We start from the raw sequence: 23,011 nt of genomic DNA, 5'->3' as shown, positions 1-23,011 counted from the left end.
TTGAAAACGGATTCACAACTATATTGTACAGTTAGTTGTAAGGAGAGGGGAAACTATGGCAGAACAAACGGTTCGTGTAACCGTAGATGGAAAAGAATTTCTTTCATCTGGTGAAAAGACGATATTACAATTATTTAACGAAAGTAATGTAGAACACCCACAAATTTGTCATGTACCAGAAGTAGATCCAATTCAAACTTGTGATACATGTATTGTGGAGGTAGATGGAAAATTAATGCGTGCTTGTTCAACGAAATTAGAAGACGGTATGCATATTGAAAGACAATCAATGCGTGCAAAAGAAGCACAAACGGAAGCAATGGATCGAATATTAGAAAATCATTTATTGTATTGTACAGTATGTGATAATAATAACGGGAACTGTAAAGTTCATAATACGGTACATATGATGGGGATTGAAGAGCAGAAATACCCATATGAACCGAAAGTTAGTGCAAAAGAAGTGGATATGACTCATCCATTTTACCGTTACGACCCCAATCAATGTATTGCTTGTGGACAATGTGTAGAAGTATGTCAGAACTTACAAGTAAACGAAACATTATCAATTGATTGGAGTTTAGATCGTCCGCGTGTTATTTGGGATACCGGCGTAAGTATCAATGATTCCTCTTGCGTTAGTTGCGGACAATGTGTAACAGTTTGTCCTTGTAACGCGTTAATGGAAAAATCTATGCTTGGGGAAGCTGGATTCATGACTGGATTGAAGCCAGCTGTTTTAGACCCAATGATTGATTTTGTAAAAGATGTAGAGCCTGGATATAGTAGTATTTTAGCAGTTTCAGAAGTGGAATCTGCGATGCGAAAAACGAAGATTAATAAGACGAAAACAGTTTGTACATTTTGTGGTGTCGGTTGTTCGTTCGAAGTTTGGACGAAAGACCGTCAAATTTTAAAAGTACAGCCTGTATCAGATGCACCAGTAAATGGAATTTCTACATGTGTAAAAGGAAAGTTCGGATGGGACTTTGTAAACAGTGAAGACCGTATTACGAAGCCTTTGATTCGTCAAGGGGATATGTTCGTCGAAGCATCGTGGGAAGAAGCATTAGAAGTTGTTGCGTCCAATATGCAACATATTAAATCGGAACATGGTAGTGATGCATTTGGCTTTATCTCTTCTTCAAAAGTAACAAATGAAGAAAACTATTTGCTGCAAAAGTTAGCTCGTCAAATATATGGAACGAATAATGTAGATAACTGTTCCCGTTACTGTCAATCTCCAGCAAGTGATGGTTTAACAAAAACTGTTGGTATAGGTGGAGACGCAGGGACAGTGAAGGATATTGCGGAAGCTGGCCTTGTTATTATTGTGGGAGCGAATCCAACGGAAGGGCATCCTGTACTTGCTACTCGCGTGAAACGTGCCCATAAATTACATGAGCAAAAACTGATTGTATCAGACCTTCGTAAACATGAAATGGCAGAGCGTGCGGACCTATTTGTTCATCCTCGTCAAGGAACAGATTACGTATGGCTTGCTGGAATAACAAAATATATTATTGATCAAGGTTGGCATGATAAAGAGTTCTTAGACGAAAATGTGAAGAACTTTGATGAATATAGCAAAATGTTAGAGAAGTATACACTTGATTATACAGAGAATATTACAGGTATTTCAAAAGATACATTAAAAGAAATGGCTCGCATGGTATACGAAGCAGATGGCACTTGTGTACTTTGGGGTATGGGCGTTACACAAAATACAGGTGGAAGTACAACGTCTGCGGCAATTTCAAACTTACTTCTTGTAACTGGTAACTATCGTCGCCCTGGTGCAGGTGCATATCCACTCCGTGGCCATAATAACGTACAAGGTGCTTGTGATATGGCAACATTACCGAACTGGCTTCCAGGTTACCAAGCTGTGTCAGATGATACACTTCGTGCGAAATTTGAAAAAGCATACGGTACGACAATTCCAAAAGAGCCAGGGCTGAATAACATTGCGATGCTTGCGGCTGCAGATGCAGGAAAACTACGTGGTATGTATGTAATGGGAGAAGAAATGGCGTTAGTCGATTCCAATGCGAATCATGTGCAACACATTTTAAGTAATCTCGACTTCCTTGTAGTTCAAGATATATTCTTATCAAAAACAGCTCGTTTTGCAGATGTTATTTTACCAGCGGCACCAAGTCTAGAAAAAGAAGGGACATTTACGAATACAGAGCGTCGTATTCAGCGTTTATATGAAGTTATGAAGCCGCTCGGTGATTCGAAACCAGATTGGTGGATCATACAAAAAGTAGCTCGTGCCCTCGGTGGGGATTGGAATTATGAAAGCCCGAGTGAAATTATGGATGAAATCGCATCACTTACGCCGTATTATTCACAAGCGACATATGATCGTTTAGAAGGATGGAATAGTTTATGTTGGGGTAGCCATGATGGTAGTGATACACCACTATTATATGTGGATGGCTTTAATTTCCCTGACAAAAAAGCTCGTCTATCACTAGATGAATGGATTCCGCCAGTTGTAGCACCAGAAGAATATGATTTACTGTTAAACAATGGGCGTATGCTAGAACATTTCCATGAAGGAAATATGACAAATAAATCAGTTGGGATTTTATCCAAAATTTCTGAAGTGTTTGTTGAGATTTCACCTGAGCTTGCCATTGAACGAAATGTGAAAGATGGCGGACTTGTAGAGCTAGCATCACCGTTTGGTAAAATTAAGGTGCAGGCACTTATTACAGATCGTGTGACTGGAAACGAGCTATATTTACCGATGCACGCGACAGTCAATGAAGAAGCGGTTAATATTTTAACAGGAACAGCGACAGACGTTTATACGTGTACACCTGCCTATAAACAAACGATGGTGAAAATGCGTGTATTACGTGAAAAAGGTAATCGTCCACTTCCTGCTTCAAACCCGAGAGATAAAAACCGTCATCCGCAAAATGGTGTTGAAATTCAGCAGAAATGGCAGCGAAAACAATATGTATCACTTGTGGATCAAAACTAGGGGGCGAAGAAAGTGGCAAAAGAGATTACTTTGATTCAGAAAAAGGTAGTTACAGAAGAAGAAAAGAAACAACAGTTATCAGATGAACTGTTAACACAATTAGCAGAGAATCGTGAGGCGGTAGAGGAGACGATGCAGTTATTAGCAGGATTGCAGCAAGCTGGTATTTTAGATGCAGCAATCAGTCTACTTGCTGCAAAAGAAGATGTTTCTAAAATTGCTGTTGAGCAATTAAATCGTGAGCCAGTAAAAAATGCATTAAATAATATGATGGGGGCAGGAGAAGCTTTATCTTCTGTCGATCCAGAAGTAACAAAACAGATCACATCGAGTTTAGTTACAGGACTACAATTTGCAACAGATGAATTGAATAAAGGAAAGAAAACAAAAGTAATGGACTTTTTTAAAGTGTTGAAAGACCCGGATATTAATAGAGCTATTACTTTTGGCTTTAGCTTTTTAAAAGCATTTGGACAAGGATTAGAGAAAAAATAAAGAACGAAAGAGTGATGGGGAAGTACCCATCACTCTTTTTGTATAAGAGTGTTCATGTAAAGTGAAATATACTATTATAGAAAAGATGGATATGAAAGGGAATATGGAATCCATCTCAAATATAGTTTTAGAATACGGAGGAATTTATGCTACATCGTAAAAGACTATCTATACCAGGAGTCATGAAACATTCCTTTCAAACGGTACAATTCGCTTTTTGGAATGTATTATCATTTCAACTCGCATATAAATTAGTAGCGGCCATTGTCTTTATCCCGTTATTCGGTATGATTTTTAATAAGTTGTTGTATTGGGGCGGCTATGCAAATGCGACAAATGATGAATTGCTTGCTTTTTTGAAAACTCCATATGGCATCGCAGCTATATTAATTTTATCGCTATTGGCACTTTTTCTCATTTTTACAGAATTCGCGGTGCTTATTATTATTTCGTACTTTGCACATAAAAGGCAAAAAGTAAGGTTACGCCCAATTTTGTATAAGACGGTAACGTATTTACCTTCTCTTTTCACATATTGTTTGCCAGGGTTTATCTTGTATGCCGTTGTATTGTTACCTCTGTTAAATTTGGGATATAAATCTGCACTAATCCCAGAAATTCAAATTCCAAATTTTATTACAGGTGAATTGTTTAAAACGACAATGGGACAAGTAGGTTACTACACTTTCTTTGCTATAGTTACATACTTGAATCTTCGATGGATCTTCGTTTTACCTATCATTGTTTTAGAAGAAAAACCATTCCGCATAGCTGCACGTAAAAGTGCAAATTTAGTAAAAGAAAGCTTTTTTAAAGTTTTGTTCTTTTTAATTGGATTTTTTATCTCAATCGGGATTGTCTTTGTTTTATTAATGGGAATATACTTATTGGTTCTATGGGGTGTATATGAATTTACGAATCCAGAAGGGACATTCGCGCTATTAGCAGAATCTACTCTATCAGTATTTTTGACGAGTACATTGTATTTATTTAGCTTTATTATGACTCCATTTTATATTATGGCATTAACAAGACTTTACTTACAAAAGGTTTCGGTTGAAGATGTTTTATTAGAAGAGGGCTTAGATTATTCAAAAACAAAAGCAGATAAATGCTTCTTTAAAAAGCATCGCTTGAAATTTATAGGTGTATATGTTGTCGGTGTCATAACAGTAGGTATGGTAGTTGCATTTATTGTAACGTTTATTACGAATTCATATAAAGATCCCGTTATTATGGCGCATCGTGGATATGTTTCTAAAGGAGTAGAGAATACGAAAGAGGCCTTGCAAGGTGCGATTGATGCAAAAGCGGATTATGCTGAAATTGATGTATTACAAACAAAAGATGGTGAATTGGCAGTGATACACGATTTAAAGCTGAAGCGTCTTGCAAATGCGAATGTACAAGTGTCAGATTTAACAATGGAAGAATTGAGAAAGCTTACTCTACAACAAGATGGACATACCGGACAAATTAGTACATTGGATGAGATGATCAAGCTTGCCAAAAATAAGATTAAGCTCAATATCGAAGTGAAATTACACGGAAATGAAAAGGATTTTGTAAAGAAAGTATTAAAAACAATAAAGGATAATGATTTTGAAAAACAATGTGTGATTCAAACGTTGCATTATCCGCTCATCAAAGAGTTTAAGCGTGCAAATCCGGATATAAAGGTAGGATATATATTATATGCCAGCAGGGCCAATTTAAAATATGTGCAGGCCGATTTCTATGTTGCAGAAGAATATATGTTAAATAAAGCTTTAGTAAAATCAGCAAGAAAATTAAATAAACCAATCTATGTATGGACTGTAAATGATATGGAGAGTTTAAGGAAGTATTATAAACTCAATGTAGATGGGATTATTACAGACTATCCTGTGGATGCAAAAGAAACGATCAAGATGATGAAAGAGCAAGAAGAAAGTGAAGCAGATGTGTTTGATAAGATTGCAGAAACAACAGAAGATTTGTTTTCAAAGTTATTTATAAGTTATCCAGCTGCCGGTTAAATATCGGTAGCTGTTTTTTTCTATATAATTTTCCTTTTAGATGAAATTATTGATTAGTTACACTATACTTTAAGAGAAGCAGACTAGAAAAAAATGGTTTCTTTCTAGTCTTTATAAGGATTTTTAAGAGTTGTATATTTTGTGTAATACGAAGAGGTGTTAATGAGATGAAATCCTATACACAATTTGAACGAAGAAAATACATATTGGCTGAGCTAGAGAAATACAATCGAGTGATGGTAAATGATTTAGCTAAGGTGTTAAATGTTACGACAGAAACAATTCGAAGAGATTTAGATATGATGCACAAGGAAGGTAAGCTTACGAAAATACACGGTGGTGCGATTAAGAAAAAAGATCATACTATTGAATTTTATTTTGACAAACGTCGATCTGAGAATATTGAAGAAAAACGAAAAATTGCTATGGAAGCAAGTAAATTGGTAGAAGATAATGATATTATCGCAATTGAAATTGGAACGACTACGATGCAAGTTTTGGATTTTATACATGATAAAAAGAATTTGACGATTCTAACGAATTCGATACCAGCTGTTAATCAAATTATTGAGCTTAAAGAACAGTATGATTCATTTGATTGTAAATTAATAGTCTTTGGTGGAATGCTAAATTCTAATTCATTAGCATTGTCTGGAGACATGATGCTAAACTATCTTGACCACTTTACTGTTAATAAATTATTTGCTTCGTGTGATGGAATTTCTTTAGAAAAAGAACTGACATGTTCATATATTGAAGATGCACAAGTTTTTCAGCAGTTAAAGAAAAATGCAAAACAAGTTGTGATGATGGTAGATGAGTCAAAATTTAATTTAACAAAGTTTTATAAAAGTGGAAATTTTGATGATATAGATGCACTATATACAAATGCTAAACTCGATGAAGTATGGCAAAACGTCTTAATAAGTAAAGGGATTGAAGTGGTAATAGTATAGAAAGAAAATATTAAAGTAGACTATTTCTTAGTGAGATGAGAAATGGTCTTTTTTTATTGTTTTTTGCTTATATGTTGTTTTATGTTGTTAATATGTTGAATTTACAATTCATTAACATAATAACAACATTGTGTTAATAATGTGCTCGTACAATATGAATTAGGAGGTGACAAGAATGCAAATAAAATTATCAAAAGCTGTGTTCTTTTTATTACCGGTTGGAATACCTTTACTATTATTTTGGATCATTCCGAATTTATTTAGTTTAGGTATTAGTTTTACAGACTGGGATTTCATGACAAATGATTTTAACTTTGTTGGTTTAGATAATTATTTTAATTTGTTTACACAGGATTCTTTTATACAAGCATTGTTAAATACTCTTTATTTCGGAATTGGGACAGTCGTTCCAACGATTGCATTAGGTTTAGGTTTTGCGTTGTTCTTCCGAAAAAAATTCAGAGGCTCTGCAATTTATCAATTATTGATTTTTTCACCTTGGGTAACGCCAACGGTAGCTGTATCGATTGTATGGTCACTTCTATATGAACCTCAATATGGAGCGATCAATAAGGTGCTAGAATTTTTCGGGATTCCGGGTTTGGACTGGCTGAAGAGTAGTGAGACAGCGATGCTGGCGGTCATTATTGTAACGGTATGGAAATTAGTTGGATGGACGATGCTTTTCTATATCGGTGCACTAGAGAAAGTACCAGATAGCTTGTATGAAGCGGCTAGTATTGATGGGGCAAATTCATGGCAGAAATTTCGAAATGTAACACTACCAATGGTTTCACCAACAACTTTCTTCTTAGTTGTTGTCAATATAATTACTTCGGTGCAGGCTTATGATCAAATTAAAATTTTAACACAAGGTGGACCGAGTGGTTCGACACGAACGCTACTTTATTTATTCTTCCAACAAGCGTTTGAACAGTTTGATATGGGATCTGCAACGGCAATCGCATTTATTATATTAATCATTACAATCCTACTATCCGTTATAAACAAGATAATAGGTGACAAGTGGGTGAACTATTAAGATGAATGATAAGAAAAAGACACCATTAATTCTAAAACATATCTTTTTGGCTTTATCAAGTATCTTGTTTGTCTTTCCATTCATATGGATGGTACTTGGTTCGTTTAAAACATCCAGTGAAGTATTACAAGGAGGTTTTTGGCCTACACAATTTCACTGGGAGAATTACCGTCAAGTATTAGACACTCTTCCGTTTGGCACGTATATATTTAATAGTTTTTATACCTCTTTCCTTATCACGATATATGTACTTGTTTCATCTGCACTCTTTGCTTATATGTTGGCATTTTATAAGTTCAAAGGGAAGAACTTCACATTTAGTATTGTCATGGGAACATACATGATTCCTGGAGCTGTATCGTATGTTCCGGTATATGTGATGCTAGGGAAAATGGGCTTACTTAATTCGCATTTTGGATACATGATTACTATGGCTGTTAGTGTATTCGGTATTTTCTATTTAAAACAGTCATTCCACAAGGTTGGTTATGAAACAGTAGAAGCAGCCAAAATTGACGGAGCAAGTGATTGGCGTATTCTTTGGAAGATTATTTTTCCAATGACGAAATCATCATTTGTAACATTAGGTTTAGTTACATTTATAGGGAATTACAATAATTATATTTGGCCAGCTCTTATATTGAATGATGGTAGTCAAAAATTAATTACGAACGGAATTGCTGATTATTTCATTAATAGTTCCTTAGGCCGAGATTGGTCGCACATTATGGTTGCAAGTACAATCGCTACAGTGCCGCTCTTAATCGTATTTTTAGTTTTACAAAAATGGTTCCTCTCAGGTGTTACTGATTCAGGAATAAAGGGCTAACTAAATATAAAGGAGAAATTCGGGATGAGAAAATTAGTAATGCTTTTAACGATTTTGTCATTATTTGTTGGTGCGCTTGCAGGCTGTTCAGGTGGAAAAGGAAATACTGTCAAAGTAAGTAAAGAAGGGGATAAGATTGTGGTTCCGTTTATTAATGGCGTAGGTGGTTCACTTGCAGACCAAGTAGATAAGATTGTAGAGGAATACAATAAAAGTCAAGACAAGTATGTAGTGAAAACAACAAAAGCAGGTAACTACGATGAGTCTTATCAAAAACTTCAAAGTGGATTTGCTGCGAATAACCAAGAAGCAATTGCGCTATTAGGTTCAGACGTTATCCAAGAATATGCGAAGAAAAAATTAATTGTACCTATGGATGAATATGTTAAAAACGATAATAATTTTAAAAAAGAAGAGTATGGAAAAGGCTTTATGGATCAAGCAACTATTGATGGGAAATTATATGGAATTCCTTTTTACGGTACCACTCAAGTCTTTTATTACAATAAAAAAGTGTTAGCGGAAAATGGCTTTACACCTGACGATTTAAAGACGTGGGAAGGTGTAGAAAAAGTAGCGAAAACAGTAGCAAAACGTGATGCAAATGGAGATGTCACATATGCAGGTTGGATGCCAATGTGGGGTACGTCAAACTTAATTGACGCAGTTCGCAGTGCTGGTGGAAATGTTTTAAGTGAAGATGGAACAAAAGTATTAATCAACGATGACACTTGGGTTACAGTATGGGAAAAATTCCGTACATGGCCTAATGAAGATAAAATTATGAAGATTCATTCAGGTGGAACTGGATGGGAATATTGGGATAAAACAATCATCGATTTAGTTGAAGGTAGAACGTTAGGATATACAGGCTCATCCGGTGACCAAGGATTTGTTTTTAAATCGTTAGGGAAAGGGATGACTGAGCAAGAACGCCTTGACACATTTGGAGCGGCACCACAACCAGCTTGGGGTAATAATAAACCAGCACCAAAATTAGAAAGTTATTTATTTACATTAACGAGAAATGTTGATCCAGAAGTAGCAAAAGGCGCATATGACTTTATGAAATTTGCTACGAGCACTGAGAAAACGGCTGAATGGTCAATGGGAACAGGATATATCCCTGTTCGTAACAATGTAACAGAGTATGGCCCTTATGCTGAATTTGTGAAAAAACAACCACAAGCATTAGTTCCATTAGAGCAGGCGAATAAATATGGAGTTGCACCATTTACAGATCCAACAGGCGGTAAAATCAATGACGCGTTAAATGTAGCGAAGGATAAAGTAGAAATTGAAGGCGTACCTGCTAAAAAAGCGTTAGATGAAGCAGCTAAAATTGCACAAGAAGAATTAGATAAAGTGTTGAAAAAGAAGAAATAAACCTGTTCATGTATTATTTTGAAGAGAAACGAGAGGTGCTTTTGAACGAAAGAAGTACCTCTAAGATTCTATCATTAAAATATAAAAAAGGTGTGAGAATTATGATTGAAATGGAAGGTACATTGACTCTTTCTCCATTTGTGAAAAATAAACATTGTTTCTTAATGAATTCAAATGATATTGCTAACTTTACATTAACTATAAATCAGGGAGTTAGTCGGAAAATCCCGCTCTTATTAATTTTGAGAGACCCTAATGGGTATGTGCGTATACAATATCAAACACCAATTGTTGACGAAAAACTAGTTGTTGCCAAAGACCAAAAGTTTTGTTCAGCAGGTTGCGTTGGAGGTGAAATAACGCCTGGTGAGTGGGAACTAGAAGTTGTATATATCCCTCATTGTGCAAATAAAGCAGTAAAGTTTGCCGGAAGAAATGTTGACTATACAGTAAATATAGTAGTGAATGACGAGGTAAACCGGGAGTATAACCGAGAGCATTTTTGTAAAGAAAATGCCTTTATTCATGAAAATGATTTTGAAAAAGTAGTGAATGAAGAGCATCGTTGGTATAAAGGAGATTTTCATGTTCATACAGATTTAACGGATGGCGAGATCGATGACGAACTGGCAATGAGCGTATGTGAAAAACAAGAGTTGGATTTTTTATATGCGACGGAACACAACATTGTCATGCCATCTTATCAAAAAGGAAACACATTAATTATACCATCTATGGAACTTACAACTCCTTACGGTCATTACAATATGTTCGGTATGAAGGAATATATTGATTTTACAGAGTACCTCGATGAATCATTTAACGCTAAAAGCATGAATGAGCTATTTGCTCTTATGAATGAAAAAGGCTACTTAATTAGCGTGAATCATCCGTTCATGAAGCCTTGGGCGAACCAAATTGATATTGACTTAGAAAATGTTCATACAATGGAAATTATGTGTGATCCGACTTATAAAAAAAGCAAACCTTCTACTTTAGAAGCTTTACAGTTCTTCGATCAAATGTGGCTAAATGGTTTGAAAGTATGGGGGATAGGAGGAAGTGATTCGCACTTACATCCATCTAAAACGTTCCCAGGATCTAAAGACCCGTCGATTTATGGTGACCCTGGCACATATGTATTATGTAATGGGTTATCTATTCAAAATTTAAAGATTGCTATCGAAAGAGGGCGTATTTATTTCTCACGCTTTAGAAAACTAGAGATTGATATTCAAAACGAAGGTAAAACCATTTATGTTGGGGATGGGGCTAACGGAAATATTCATTACAACATTCATACAGATAAATCTTGTGAGTGGAGATTGATTGTGGATGGGGAAATTGTTGAAAAAGAATTTGGCATCCACGTAACCTTTGACTTTTATTTACATGAAGGAGCATATGCAAGAGTTGAGGGTTGGGAAGATGATGAATTAGTAGCGTTTATAAATCCGATTCATAATAACGTTACGCATAAGAATATTAAAACATGGTATGAAGTTTTAGGGGGAGCAGAAGATGAATAAAGGAATTATTTTTGATAAAGATGGAACACTAATACAGCTAGACTCTGTTTGGTACAAAATTGTTCATTGTGTGCTAGATGATATATTTCAAATGTATCCAGATGAAACAAGTAAACGAAATGACTACCTAAAGGTTATTGGTATGGGTGATAACGATTTTGAGAGTACCAGTTTACTAGCTTGTCAAACAAATTACTTTATCGCAGCTGCATGGTTTTCATTATTAGAAAATCACAATGTGAATAAAGAGAATTTTATTCATGATGTATGTGCATTATTCAAAAAACACTCTACAGCAGATGATCTCGTATTTACAGAAGTGGAAGGTGCAAAGGAAACATTAAAATATTTAAAAGACCATAAATATGTAATTGGAGTTGTTACAGCGGATGACATTGATGCAGCTATTCATTCACTTAAAATGACAGGATTATATGATTATGTGGATTTTTTAGGAGCAGATGATGGCGTTCATAAAACAAAACCTGAAAGTGATTTTTATCATATATTCAAAGAAAAATTTTCGCTTGCTGAAGAAGATGTGTTCATGGTAGGTGATACATTAACAGACGTTAAATTCGCAAGAAATAGCAACATTAAAGTAGTGGGCGTTCTATCAGGTGCGAGTAAGAAGGAAGATTTAGAAGGAGAAGCAGATTATATTTTAGACAGTATGAAGGATATTTCTGAGGTCTTATAAAACAATTGTGTGATTCAAATTGTCGATAACAGTATCTTTAAAAATAGCTAAAATTATGGGAGGCAATTATGGCTCAGCTATCATTCAAAAATATTTATAAGAAATATGATCGTGATATGACAATCGTAAAAAATTTTAATCTAGAAGTGAATGATGGAGAATTTATCGTTTTGGTTGGACCTTCAGGATGTGGAAAGTCGACGACATTACGTATGATTGCAGGACTTGAGGAGATTTCAGAGGGGGACTTTTATATTGATGGAAAGCGTGTGAATGATGTTACACCGAAAGATCGAGATATAGCAATGGTCTTTCAAAACTACGCTCTGTATCCACATATGAGTGTTTATGATAATATGGCGTTCGGTTTAAAGTTGCGAAAATATAGTAAAGCGGAAATTGATCAACGTGTGAAACATGCAGCGCAAATACTTGGTCTTGAGAAATATTTAGACCGAAAGCCAAAAGCACTTTCAGGTGGACAGCGTCAGCGTGTTGCTTTAGGACGAGCGATTGTTCGAAATGCAAAAGTGTTCTTAATGGACGAGCCGTTGTCAAACTTAGATGCAAAACTACGCGTTCAAATGCGTGCTGAGATTACGAAATTACATCAGCAGTTGCAAACAACAACTGTATATGTCACGCATGATCAAATAGAAGCGATGACGATGGCGACACGCCTAGTGGTGCTAAAGGATGGTATCATCCAACAAGTCGGTACACCTAAAGAAGTATATGAAAAGCCGGAGAATGTATTTGTCGGAGGATTTATTGGCTCCCCTGGAATGAACTTCTTCAAAGGAATAGTAACAGAAAATGCCATTATGATTGATAAATGGAAAATTGAAGTTTCAGAAGAGAAGATGAAAAGTTTGCAAAATAAAGGGTATGCTAATAAAGAGATCATTATAGGGATACGTCCAGAAGATTTTTATTATGGACAAGCAATTTCATCCTTACCTTATGATGCAAAAGTAAAGGTAACGATTGATGTAGCAGAATTAATGGGATCGGAAACCTATCTTTATTCTAATATCAATGGTCAATCCTTTGTTGCGCGTGTTAACACCTCAGTTGATGTGCATAGTCAACCTGAGATGGATCTAGCTTTAAATATGGACAAAGTTCATTATTTTGATTTTGAAACTGAAAAACGAATTGTTCTATAGACTATTCGATTATTGAGTCAGCAACGCTTTGATGGAATGAATTTCAATGGGCTTATCCAAAACAGGGATAGGCCTTTGTTGTTGGAAATTTTTAATATGTTTTCTGGAAAGAAGTCTCCTTCCTCAAGGAGCGAGTAGGTGGGGGATGAAGAAAACCCCCACTGATTAAAGTTTCACTTTATATAAAGACAAGTTGAAAACGTAACATGAAATCCATTTCTGTTAGGTGAATGAGAGCACCTAACATGCTTAGAAACGGACAGAGCATGTTCCTGCATCATGTCATGTTAAAGCAGAGAGGAAAAACGAGTGCAGGTCACATTCTCTTCGTTGTGGTAGTGTCTTATATATTTGGAAAACAAAGGGGATGTATCTAAAAAAGAATATATTTCTAAAATATTGCAGGGGATAAAAGGTGTATATGTATACGATTTTTGTTAATTTCTCGCATTGTTATATTATTGTCAAATAATAAATGATACATGTGTAGTTTCCGTGGTTATAATAATAATAGAATAATAGATAGTAAAATATATAAAACAACCTTGTGAAATAAAGTTCTCTATATTTACACTATTCTAAATATATAAACTTTAAAAAAATGATATGTTAGCGTTTTCATAACTTTGAAGTTATGCTAGAATAAGGACATAAGTTATTAATTATTAAAAAAAGAAAAAAGAATCTCTTTTTTCTGTTAACTATAAGGGGGCATTTCATTATGCGTATTGGGGTACCAGCAGAAATTAAAAACAACGAAAACCGTGTGGCAATGACACCAGCTGGTGTTGTACATTTAATTCGTAACAATCACGAAGTATTTATTCAAAAGGGTGCAGGTTTAGGATCTGGTTTTACAGATGCTGAATATATTGAAGCAGGTGCAAAAATCGTTGACACAGCTGAAGAAGCTTGGAACATGGATATGGTAATGAAAGTTAAGGAACCAATTGAAAGCGAATACAAACACTTCAGCGAAGGTTTGATCTTATTCACATACTTACACTTAGCTCCAGAACCAGAATTAACAAAAGCTTTAGTTGAAAAGAAAGTTGTAGCTATCGCTTACGAAACAGTACAATTAGAAAATCGTTCTTTACCATTACTTGCACCTATGAGTGAAGTAGCTGGTCGTATGGCATCACAAATTGGTGCACAATTCCTTGAGAAAAACAAAGGCGGTAAAGGTATCTTACTTGCAGGTGTTCCAGGGGTAAAACGCGGTAAAGTAACAATCATCGGTGGTGGACAAGCTGGTACAAATGCTGCTAAAATTGCAGTTGGATTAGGTGCGGATGTAACAATCATCGACTTAAGTGCAGAACGTCTTCGTCAATTAGATGACATTTTCGGTAACCAAGTAAAAACGTTAATGTCTAACCCTTACAACATCGCAGAAGCTGTAAAAGAATCTGATCTTGTAATCGGTGCAGTATTAATTCCAGGTGCAAAAGCGCCAAAACTTGTAACAGAAGAAATGATTAAATCAATGGAACCAGGTTCTGTTGTAGTAGATATCGCAATTGACCAAGGTGGTATTTTCGAAACAACTGATCGTATTACAACTCATGATAACCCAACTTATGAAAAACACGGTGTTGTTCATTATGCAGTTGCAAACATGCCAGGTGCGGTTCCACGTACATCAACTCTTGCATTAACAAACGTAACAGTACCATATGCAGTACAAATTGCTAACAAAGGCTACAAAGAAGCTTGCCTAGGCAACTCTGCATTATTAAAAGGTCTTAATACATTAGATGGCTTTGTAACATTCGAAGCAGTTGCAGAAGCTCACGGTGTAGAATACAAAGGTGCAAAAGAATTATTAGAAGCAGAAGCTGTATCTTGCTAATTGAAGCATAATACAAAATAAAAATCGAACAATATTTAATACAACATGATAAGAGCTAAGAGTGAAGACCTCTTAGCTCTTCTTAGTAAAAGGGGGCATACATCGTGGCCAACCTATTTAAAAAGAAATCCGTTACGCAACTGTTAGGGGAAAGTAAAAGTAAGACTTTGTCTAAAACTTTAGGGGCATTCGACCTAACAATGCTAGGGATTGGTGCGATAATCGGTACAGGAGTTCTTGTATTAACTGGAATAGTAGCAGCGAGAGATGCTGGTCCAGCAGTTATTTTTTCATTTATGATTGCAGCAATTGTTTGTGGATTTGCAGCATTATGTTATGCAGAAGTTGCTTCGACACTTCCGGTTTCAGGTAGTGTATACACATATTCTTATGCAACAATTGGTGAGTTTGTAGCCCATTTAATGGGATGGACGTTGCTCTCAGTTTACGTCGTAACAACAGCAGCAGTAGCTGGTGGATGGACAGGTTATTTCAATAACTTGGTGAGTGGATTTGGATTAGAAATTCCAAAAGAGCTGTTAATGATTCCATCTCAAGGTGGTATTGTGAATTTACCAGCAGTAATTATCACGCTCGTATTAACATGGTTGTTATCACGTGGTACAAAAGAGAGTAAGCGTGTCAATAACGCAATGGTATTAATTAAAATTGGTATTGTTGTCTTATTTATCGCAGTTGGTGTATTTTACGTAAAACCAGAAAATTGGGTGCCGTTTGCACCGTACGGTTTAAGTGGAGTCTTTGCCGGAGGAGCAGCAGTATTCTTTGCTTTCTTAGGTTTTGATGCATTAGCAACTTCAGCAGAAGAAGTGAAAAATCCACAGCGTGATCTTCCGATTGGTATCATTGCTTCGTTAGTTATTTGTACGATCATTTACGTTGCAGTTTGTCTTGTAATGACTGGTATGGTTTCTTATAAAGAATTAGATGTACCAGAAGCGATGTCTTATGTACTAGAAGTTGTCGGACAAGATAAAGTAGCTGGTGTCATTTCTATTGGAGCTGTAATTGGTATTATGGCTGTAATTTTCGCTTATATCTATGCAACAACGCGTGTATTCTTTGCAATGAGCCGTGACGGTTTATTGCCAAAATCTTTTGCGAAAATTAACCAAAAGACAGAAGCACCAACATTTTCAACTTGGTTAACAGGGATTGGTAGTGCTTTAATTGCTGGATTTATCGATTTAAAAGAATTGTCGAATTTAGCGAATATTGGAGCGTTATTAACGTTTGCGATGGTTGGTGTAACTGTTATCATTCTTCGTAAAACACATCCGAAGTTACAGCGTGGATTTATGGTACCACTTGTACCAACTTTACCGATTATTTCAGTTGTATGCTGTCTATTCTTAATGGTAAACTTACCATTAACGACATGGATATACTTCGGTGTTTGGTTAGCAATTGGAGTAGTTGTATACTTTGTTTATTCGAAAAAGCATAGTCATCTAAAAGAAGATGGAAGTTCGCAAGATAGCTTAGAAGAAGCTAATTAAGGGATATAATAAATGGTAAGCCTTGTGCGTCTAGGGAGCGCGCAAGGCTTTTTTCTTTTTGTTGAAGGCAGGGATGATTTATCGTTCTAAGCGCTTTGACCTTAAACATCAGGATGGAAAGGTAGAGTTTGTTTCTTTCATTTTGGATGTAGGGAAGAAATAGATAAGAATAAAGGGGGTGTGCTAAAGATATACAGTTTTAGCAACATCCTCTTTTTGCATGAAGAATATAAAGTATGAGGAGAATATGCTATATATGCTCGCGTTTAAATGTGAACAAAATGTTCAAAAAATAATTGTGGATTTTATTGACACATATGAATAGGTGCTCATATAATAAAGGTATAAGATATATGAATGATTGTTCATATGTTCAAATAAAGAGGTGAGCTATAATGGCTGAAAATAAAGTGGAAGCATGTCAGGAGGCGTGTTCCCAAACGATTATCCATGAAGAAGTTGTGGATCAAGTAAAACAAACAATTCCAAATGATGAAAGCTTAAGTAAAGTAGCAGAGTTATTTAAAGTGTTAGGCGATCGTACACGTACGAGAATTTTACACGCATTATTTGAAGCTGAAATGTGTGTATGTGATTTAGCCTATTTGCTTGGAATGACGCAGTCGTCTATTTCACATCAGCTTCGTGTATTAAAACAAGCAAAGCTTGTGAAAAACCGTAAAGAGGGAAAAGTGGTTTATTATTCATTAGCAGACCATCATGTAATCGGTATTTTTGAGCAAGCATTTGAGCATGTAAACGAAGAAGAATAAAAACACAAGGAGGGAGAAAGATGGCAGAAGCATTAGTGAAACGAAAACTTGTGTTAGAAGGATTAGATTGTGCAAATTGTGCAATGAAAATTGAAAAAGGTGTGGGAAATCTTGAAGGAGTATCTTCTTGTACCGTGAACTTTGCAACAAAGACAATGGTGTTAGAAACAGAACAAAATAAAGAGCATGTGATTACTGAGGCGAAGCAGCTTGTTACAAAATTAGAGCCACATATTCAAGTACAGGAAGAACAAAAAACAAAAGTTCAAAAAGAAGAGTTTGTATTAGAAGGATTAGATTGCGCGAATTGTGCAATGAAAATTGAAACAAAGGTAAAGGAAATGCCTTCCGTTTCAAATGCGACAGTTGATTTTGTATCGAAGAAATTAAGAATAGAAGTGGCGAATAAAAAAGAACTTGAAACGACAGTACAAAATATCAAAGATATTGTTCATAAGTTAGAGCCAGATGTGAAAGTTGTTCGCCAAGAGAACGGAAGCCATGGACATAGCCACGATCACGGTGAAGGAAATGTGAAGAAGCTGATTTGGCGCTTAGCAATTGGTGGCGTTTTAACAGGAATAGCTGCACTAGCAGAATTACCACAAATGGTAACAATTCCGCTCTTTGTCATTGCATATTTGTTAATTGGTGGGGAAATTGTTTGGAGAGCCGTAAGAAATATAACACGTGGCCAAGTATTTGATGAGAACTTTTTAATGGCAATTGCGACGCTCGGAGCATTTGCAATCGGACAATATTCAGAAGCAGTTGCTGTTATGCTCTTTTATCAAGTAGGTGAGCTATTCCAAAGTATCGCTGTAAACCGCTCACGAAAATCAATTACTTCATTAATGGATATTCGTCCTGATTATGCAAACGTGAAAGTCGGAAACGAAACAAAACAAGTTTCACCAGAAGATGTTAAAATCGGTGACTATATTATTGTGAAACCGGGTGAGAAAGTACCGTTAGATGGGAAAGTGATTGAGGGAACATCAATGGTAGATACTTCAGCGTTAACAGGCGAATCTGTACCGCGTGAAGTAGAAGTTGGTAATGATGTATTAAGTGGTTTCGTGAATCAAAACGGTGTATTAACAATTGAGGTAACGAAAGAATTTGGTGAATCAACTGTATCGAAAATTTTGGATTTAGTCCAAAATGCAAGTAGCCGAAAAGCACCAACAGAAAACTTTATTACGAAGTTTGCTCGTTACTACACTCCAGTTGTTGTTATTACAGCGGCAGCATTAGCTTTTGTTCCACCCCTTATTTTAGAAGGTGCTACATTCTCAGAGTGGATTTATCGTGCATTAGTATTCCTAGTTATTTCTTGTCCTTGTGCATTAGTGGTATCTATTCCACTTGGGTTCTTTGGTGGCATTGGTGGAGCATCTAAAAGTGGTATTTTAATTAAGGGAAGTAACTATTTAGAAGCATTAAATGATGTAAAACATATTGTCTTTGATAAAACAGGAACGTTAACAAAAGGTGTTTTCAAAGTAACAAAGATGGAGCCAAATGGGGCAACGACAAAAGAAGAACTTCTTGAATATGCAGCATTTGCAGAAGTGTACTCAAATCATCCAATTGCGCAATCTATTCGGAGTAGCTACGGAAAAGCAATTGATGAAAATATGATTGAAGATTATAGTGAAATTTCTGGTCATGGTACAGTTGTAAAAGTACAAGGGAAAGAAATTTTTGCAGGTAATGCAAAATTAATGAAAAAAGAAAATATCACATTCGAGCAGCCGCAAACAGTAGGGACACTCGTTCACGTTGCTGTAGATGGTGTATACGCTGGTTATATTGTTATCTCAGATGAAGTAAAAGAAGATTCAAAACAGGCGATTCAAAAGTTAAAAGAACTTGGTATTAAGAAAACTGTCATGTTAACAGGTGATGCAAAATTAGTTGGGGAAGCTGTTGGTAAAGAGCTTGGCTTAGATGAAGTGCATGCTGAATTATTACCACAACAAAAAGTAGAAGAAATTGAAAAAATTGATGCAGCAAAGCAAGCGAAAGAAAAAGTTGCATTCGTTGGTGATGGTATTAATGATACACCGGTATTAGCACGAGCGGACGTCGGAATTGCGATGGGTGGCTTAGGGTCTGACGCAGCGATTGAAGCAGCGGATATCGTAATTATGACAGATGAACCTTCAAAAATTGCTACAGCCGTTAAAATTGCGAAACGTACACGTAGTATCGTATGGCAAAATATTATCTTTGCACTTGGTGTAAAAGGGGTTGTCCTATTACTCGGTGCATTTGGGATCGCAACAATGTGGGAAGCGGTATTCTCAGATGTAGGTGTTACATTAATCGCGGTATTGAATGCGATGCGTGTGCTTAGAGTAAAAGATTTATAAAATAAAACGAGAAGCGAAAGCTTCTCGTTTTATTTTTGGATATTATTTGCAACTTGCTCACGTACCTTTTGAATGTAATTCATTTTATGATCCCAGCATTCTTGGCTTAAATCAACTGGATATTCTTCAGGATTAAGAGTCCGTTTATATTCTTCCCAAAATAGAGCTAAGTTACTTTCGGTATATTTTTGAATTTCCAATATGCTAGGTAATTCATATGTTCTTTTACCGTTTGTAAAAATATCAAGATGAAGCTCGCGTGCTTCAAAATTCGTCACGAATTTACTAATATACGTATGAACAGGATGAAACATTTTTAAGCGCTCTTCCTGCTGAGGCTCTTCAGACTCTAAAGCGATATAATCCCCCTCTGCATGATTGTTCACACGATTAATAATTCGATAAATTCGTTTTAATCCTGGTGTTGTAATTTTTTCAGGGTTAGAAGAGATTTTAATTGTGTCGTTTAATACGCCGTTCACATCTTCAATGGCAACTAATTTATAAACAGCCCCTAATGCAGGCTGCTCAAATGAAGTAATAAGCTTTGTGCCAACGCCCCATACATCGATCTTTGCTCCTTGGGATTTTAAGTGCATAATTGTATATTCATCTAAATCACTAGAAGCGATAATTTTTGTATTTGTAAATCCAGCTGCATCAAGTTGTTTCCTTGCTTCTTTTGACAAATAAGCCATATCGCCACTATCAAGACGAATACCATAAAAGTCAATGTGGTCACCAAATTCTTTAGCAACGCGAATTGCATTTGGTACACCAGATTTTAATGTGTCGTATGTATCTACAAGAAAAACGCATTTTTTATGTGTTTCAGCATACTTTTTAAATGCAACATATTCATCGCGGTACGCTTGAACAAAGGAATGAGCATGCGTACCCGCAACTGGAATGCCGAAGCGTTTGCCAGCACGGACGTTGCTTGTAGAAGAAAATCCACCGATAAAAGCTGCACGCGTGCCCCATAGAGCGGCGTCGAATTCATGAGCGCGGCGTGTGCCGAATTCTAAGAGCTGATCATTATCCGCTGCATGCTTCATGCGAGCGGCTTTTGTAGCGATTAATGTTTGGTAATTTACAATATTTAATAAGGCTGTTTCAATAATTTGAGCTTCACCAAGCGGTGCGTCCACACGCAATAATGGTTCATTATTAAAAACAACTTCACCTTCTTGCATACTTCGAATTTTCCCAGTAAACTTCATGCTTTGTAGATAATGTAGAAATTCTTCTTCAAATTGTAGTTCTTTTAAATAGGCGATGTCACTTTCAGTGAAACGAAAGTTCTCTATGTAGTCTATAATTTTTTCAAGACCAGCAAAAATAGCGTAACCATTTTTAAATGGAAGCTTTCGGAAATATAAATCAAAAATAGAGCGACGATTATGAATCTCATCTTTCCAATATGTATAAGCCATGTTGATTTGATATAAATCTGTATGTAAGGCGTAACTATCGTCTTTATAATGATTCATTGCGAAAACACCTCCGTAATTTTGTTATAGTATAACAATTTTTACTAGTTTATGCCAAATGGAAGCATTTTATTGAAAAGAGATTTTTGATATAAAAGCATTATCAACAAGATGAAATGAAAGCATCTGGTCATACATAAAAGTGGCTAAACCTTTTTCTAATCCCGTGTGAAGTGAAGAATGGAGAGAGAAAACAAGTGACGCTTCCTTCTGTCTTCGCAACATAGACGTATCGGTAATGTAATCGTTGAGAGAGGAATAAAATGATTTTTTTGTAAAATTCTTTAGAAAATTCCTATTTATTAATTTATATTTTTTTGATTTTTATGTATTATTAAAGTAGTGAGGGGTAAATGAGAATGGAGGAGGGCAATGCAACAAACACTAGAGAAAATTGGCAAACAAGTTTTTTATAAGCGACTACAGCAAAAAATGACACAAGAAGAATTATGTCAGGGCATTTGTTCCGTCTCATATTTAAGTAAGATTGAAAATGGAAAGATAGAAGCATCGGAGGAAATCTTACAGTTGCTCTGTGCGAGGTTAGAGATTGCTGTGACGGATTTGAGAGATGTAGAAGAAGAAGTGAAAGAAAAACTAGATGAGTGGTTAAATGCGTTGGTTCATTTGGACAAAGGGCAGGTAGAACGCATATATAGCGAATTACAGGCTGAGATGCAGCATGTTTTAGATTTTGAAATTATAAATTATTATAATCTGTTGTATACACGCTATTTGATTATGAAAAGAGATCTTCCTGCACTTGAAGAGGAACTAGAGAAATTAAAGAAAATGTATAAGAAGTATTCTCCGTTTCAGAAGTTGTTGTATACGTATAGTAAAGGTTTGCTATATTCTTTGCAATATAAATATAAACAAGCGCTGGAGTGCTTACTAAAAACAGAGTCTATGGCAAAAGAACAAGGTTATTATGAAACGGGAATATATTATAATTTAGCACTCACGTACAGCCAGATCGAAATTGATCATATGACATTATATTTTGCTAATGTTGCGTTAGAAGGATTTCGAAATGAATATAAGTTTCGACATGTAATTAATTGTCAGCTTTTAATTGCTTTTAGTTATATACGGAAAACCCAGTACAGTGAGGCTATGAAGATTTTTAATCATATTTTGAGAGAGGCAGATTCTTTTGCGGACAAAGATAATATTATGTCGATTGCTTTAAATAATATTGGTTATTTATATTATCGCCAAAATAATTATGCAAAAGCAAAAGAATATTATTTGAAGAGCCTACAGTATAAAAAAGAAGAAGATTTAAATTATATTGATGCCATGTATGAAATTTCTCTGCAGTGTGTTCAGTTAAAGGAGTTTGAAGAGGCGAGAGTCTGGATTGAAAAAGGTATTTCTGCTGCAAGAAAAGAAGATAGATATAAAAGTATATTGTACTTGTTACTAATGCAACAATATAAATATTTTGAGAAAAAAGAAGTATATAAGCGATTTTTGGAAATGGAAGCAGTACCTTTCTTTAAAAACGAAAAGAATGTTAAAGATTTAAAAAAAGTATATTTAGAGCTAGCGGAATATTTCGAAGAATCATTAGAATTTAAAGAAAGTAATCGATATTATAAATTAGCGATTATGTTGTTAGAAGAAGAAGGAGGAGTTATAGGATGAAAAAAGTAATTTTAGGAACATTTGCAATGGTGACGATTCTAGCGGTGGTATTTGATGTGCAGTATGCTTGGAAGCCTGATAATTATGGTCAAGAAGTTAATTCATCTCAATCAGTAAACCTATAAAAATATTAAGAAAGGCCCTTTCCGAAACGGAAAGGGCCTTTCTCAATATTTGTTCTCCAAAATTCTACAAAACTTGAGAAAATAATTATTTGAAT

The 23,011-nt window shown here is 35.5% G+C and carries 17 protein-coding genes; 16 read left to right on the top strand and 1 reads right to left on the bottom strand.

Annotated features, from left to right (window positions below):
* Positions 1 to 55: 55 nt before the first annotated feature.
* The 14 genes from fdhF (at position 56) to CN373_RS18035 (ending at position 19,648) form a co-directional block, all read left to right on the top strand.
* Positions 56 to 2,998 (top strand): formate dehydrogenase subunit alpha, encoded by a 2,943-nt coding sequence (gene fdhF, locus CN373_RS18100; protein WP_098359844.1) that lies wholly within the window; start codon positions 56 to 58, stop codon positions 2,996 to 2,998.
* Between the two features lie 12 nt (positions 2,999 to 3,010).
* On the top strand, positions 3,011 to 3,493 hold the full coding sequence (locus CN373_RS18095) for a DUF1641 domain-containing protein (protein WP_001040534.1): 483 nt from the start codon (positions 3,011 to 3,013) through the stop codon (positions 3,491 to 3,493).
* Between the two features lie 146 nt (positions 3,494 to 3,639).
* A complete protein-coding gene (locus CN373_RS18090; protein ID WP_000903198.1) occupies positions 3,640 to 5,511 on the top strand; it encodes a glycerophosphoryl diester phosphodiesterase membrane domain-containing protein in 1,872 nt (623 codons plus the stop codon).
* A gap of 167 nt (positions 5,512 to 5,678) precedes the next feature.
* A complete protein-coding gene (locus tag CN373_RS18085; RefSeq protein ID WP_000844590.1) occupies positions 5,679 to 6,467 on the top strand; it encodes a DeoR/GlpR family DNA-binding transcription regulator in 789 nt (262 codons plus the stop codon).
* Between the two features lie 175 nt (positions 6,468 to 6,642).
* Entirely contained in the window at positions 6,643 to 7,509 is an 867-nt protein-coding gene (locus tag CN373_RS18080; protein WP_098359843.1) for a carbohydrate ABC transporter permease, read from the top strand.
* Position 7,510: 1 nt separating this feature from the next.
* On the top strand, positions 7,511 to 8,338 hold the full coding sequence (locus CN373_RS18075; RefSeq protein ID WP_098359842.1) for a carbohydrate ABC transporter permease: 828 nt from the start codon (positions 7,511 to 7,513) through the stop codon (positions 8,336 to 8,338).
* A 24-nt stretch (positions 8,339 to 8,362) separates the two neighbouring features.
* Complete coding sequence (locus CN373_RS18070) at positions 8,363 to 9,724, top strand: extracellular solute-binding protein (RefSeq protein ID WP_098359841.1); 1,362 nt, start codon at positions 8,363 to 8,365, stop codon at positions 9,722 to 9,724.
* A 101-nt stretch (positions 9,725 to 9,825) separates the two neighbouring features.
* Entirely contained in the window at positions 9,826 to 11,253 is a 1,428-nt protein-coding gene (locus CN373_RS18065) for a CehA/McbA family metallohydrolase (protein ID WP_098359840.1), read from the top strand.
* The gene (locus CN373_RS18060) at positions 11,246 to 11,953 is read left to right on the top strand and encodes an HAD family hydrolase (RefSeq protein ID WP_001032349.1); all 708 of its coding nucleotides are present in this window, start codon (positions 11,246 to 11,248) and stop codon (positions 11,951 to 11,953) included. The genes CN373_RS18065 and CN373_RS18060 overlap by 8 nt, the downstream gene beginning before the upstream one ends.
* A 68-nt stretch (positions 11,954 to 12,021) precedes the next feature.
* Entirely contained in the window at positions 12,022 to 13,122 is a 1,101-nt protein-coding gene (locus CN373_RS18055) for an ABC transporter ATP-binding protein (RefSeq protein ID WP_000057931.1), read from the top strand.
* Positions 13,123 to 13,843: 721 nt separating this feature from the next.
* Positions 13,844 to 14,977, top strand: a complete 1,134-nt coding sequence (ald, locus tag CN373_RS18050) for an alanine dehydrogenase (RefSeq protein ID WP_001219737.1) — start codon at positions 13,844 to 13,846, stop codon at positions 14,975 to 14,977.
* A gap of 104 nt (positions 14,978 to 15,081) precedes the next feature.
* On the top strand, positions 15,082 to 16,497 hold the full coding sequence (locus tag CN373_RS18045) for an amino acid permease (protein WP_001284873.1): 1,416 nt from the start codon (positions 15,082 to 15,084) through the stop codon (positions 16,495 to 16,497).
* Between the two features lie 395 nt (positions 16,498 to 16,892).
* A complete protein-coding gene (locus tag CN373_RS18040) occupies positions 16,893 to 17,270 on the top strand; it encodes an ArsR/SmtB family transcription factor (protein ID WP_000829677.1) in 378 nt (125 codons plus the stop codon).
* A 20-nt stretch (positions 17,271 to 17,290) separates the two neighbouring features.
* Complete coding sequence (locus tag CN373_RS18035) at positions 17,291 to 19,648, top strand: heavy metal translocating P-type ATPase (protein ID WP_000796615.1); 2,358 nt, start codon at positions 17,291 to 17,293, stop codon at positions 19,646 to 19,648.
* A 29-nt stretch (positions 19,649 to 19,677) separates the two neighbouring features.
* On the opposite strand, the gene CN373_RS18030 is transcribed toward CN373_RS18035, so the two are convergent.
* Complete coding sequence (locus CN373_RS18030) at positions 19,678 to 21,141, bottom strand: nicotinate phosphoribosyltransferase (protein ID WP_001017140.1); 1,464 nt, start codon at positions 21,139 to 21,141, stop codon at positions 19,678 to 19,680.
* 372 nt (positions 21,142 to 21,513) lie between these two features.
* Between CN373_RS18030 and CN373_RS18025 the strand changes: the two genes are divergently transcribed.
* Together CN373_RS18025 and CN373_RS25410 are read left to right on the top strand one after the other, a co-directional pair.
* Positions 21,514 to 22,791 carry a helix-turn-helix transcriptional regulator gene (locus tag CN373_RS18025; RefSeq protein WP_001187948.1) on the top strand — a complete coding sequence of 426 codons (1,278 nt, stop codon included), beginning with the start codon at positions 21,514 to 21,516 and terminating at the stop codon, positions 22,789 to 22,791.
* Positions 22,788 to 22,916, top strand: a complete 129-nt coding sequence (locus CN373_RS25410) for an NprX family peptide pheromone (protein WP_133116040.1) — start codon at positions 22,788 to 22,790, stop codon at positions 22,914 to 22,916. Before CN373_RS18025 ends, CN373_RS25410 begins: the two co-directional genes overlap by 4 nt.
* The last annotated feature ends 95 nt before the right edge of the window (positions 22,917 to 23,011 follow it).

Origin of the sequence: Bacillus cereus (genome assembly GCF_002561295.1) — a bacterium.
Taxonomy (GTDB): domain Bacteria; phylum Bacillota; class Bacilli; order Bacillales; family Bacillaceae_G; genus Bacillus_A; species Bacillus_A cereus_S.
This window is presented reverse-complemented; position numbering and strand designations above follow the sequence as displayed.

Excerpts from the sequence above, each read along its gene's own strand:
- fdhF (WP_098359844.1), top strand. The coding sequence starts at position 56 with ATGGCAGAACAAACGGTTCGTGTAACCGTAGATGGAAAAGAATTTCTT.
- CN373_RS18090 (WP_000903198.1), top strand. The coding sequence starts at position 3,640 with ATGCTACATCGTAAAAGACTATCTATACCAGGAGTCATGAAACATTCC.
- CN373_RS18085 (WP_000844590.1), top strand. The coding sequence starts at position 5,679 with ATGAAATCCTATACACAATTTGAACGAAGAAAATACATATTGGCTGAG.
- CN373_RS18080 (WP_098359843.1), top strand. The coding sequence starts at position 6,643 with ATGCAAATAAAATTATCAAAAGCTGTGTTCTTTTTATTACCGGTTGGA.
- CN373_RS18075 (WP_098359842.1), top strand. The coding sequence starts at position 7,511 with ATGAATGATAAGAAAAAGACACCATTAATTCTAAAACATATCTTTTTG.
- CN373_RS18070 (WP_098359841.1), top strand. The coding sequence starts at position 8,363 with ATGAGAAAATTAGTAATGCTTTTAACGATTTTGTCATTATTTGTTGGT.
- CN373_RS18065 (WP_098359840.1), top strand. The coding sequence starts at position 9,826 with ATGATTGAAATGGAAGGTACATTGACTCTTTCTCCATTTGTGAAAAAT.
- CN373_RS18060 (WP_001032349.1), top strand. The coding sequence starts at position 11,246 with ATGAATAAAGGAATTATTTTTGATAAAGATGGAACACTAATACAGCTA.
- CN373_RS18055 (WP_000057931.1), top strand. The coding sequence starts at position 12,022 with ATGGCTCAGCTATCATTCAAAAATATTTATAAGAAATATGATCGTGAT.
- ald (WP_001219737.1), top strand. The coding sequence starts at position 13,844 with ATGCGTATTGGGGTACCAGCAGAAATTAAAAACAACGAAAACCGTGTG.
- CN373_RS18040 (WP_000829677.1), top strand. The coding sequence starts at position 16,893 with ATGGCTGAAAATAAAGTGGAAGCATGTCAGGAGGCGTGTTCCCAAACG.
- CN373_RS18035 (WP_000796615.1), top strand. The coding sequence starts at position 17,291 with ATGGCAGAAGCATTAGTGAAACGAAAACTTGTGTTAGAAGGATTAGAT.
- CN373_RS18030 (WP_001017140.1), bottom strand. The coding sequence starts at position 21,141 with ATGAATCATTATAAAGACGATAGTTACGCCTTACATACAGATTTATAT.
- CN373_RS18025 (WP_001187948.1), top strand. The coding sequence starts at position 21,514 with ATGCAACAAACACTAGAGAAAATTGGCAAACAAGTTTTTTATAAGCGA.
- CN373_RS25410 (WP_133116040.1), top strand. The coding sequence starts at position 22,788 with ATGAAAAAAGTAATTTTAGGAACATTTGCAATGGTGACGATTCTAGCG.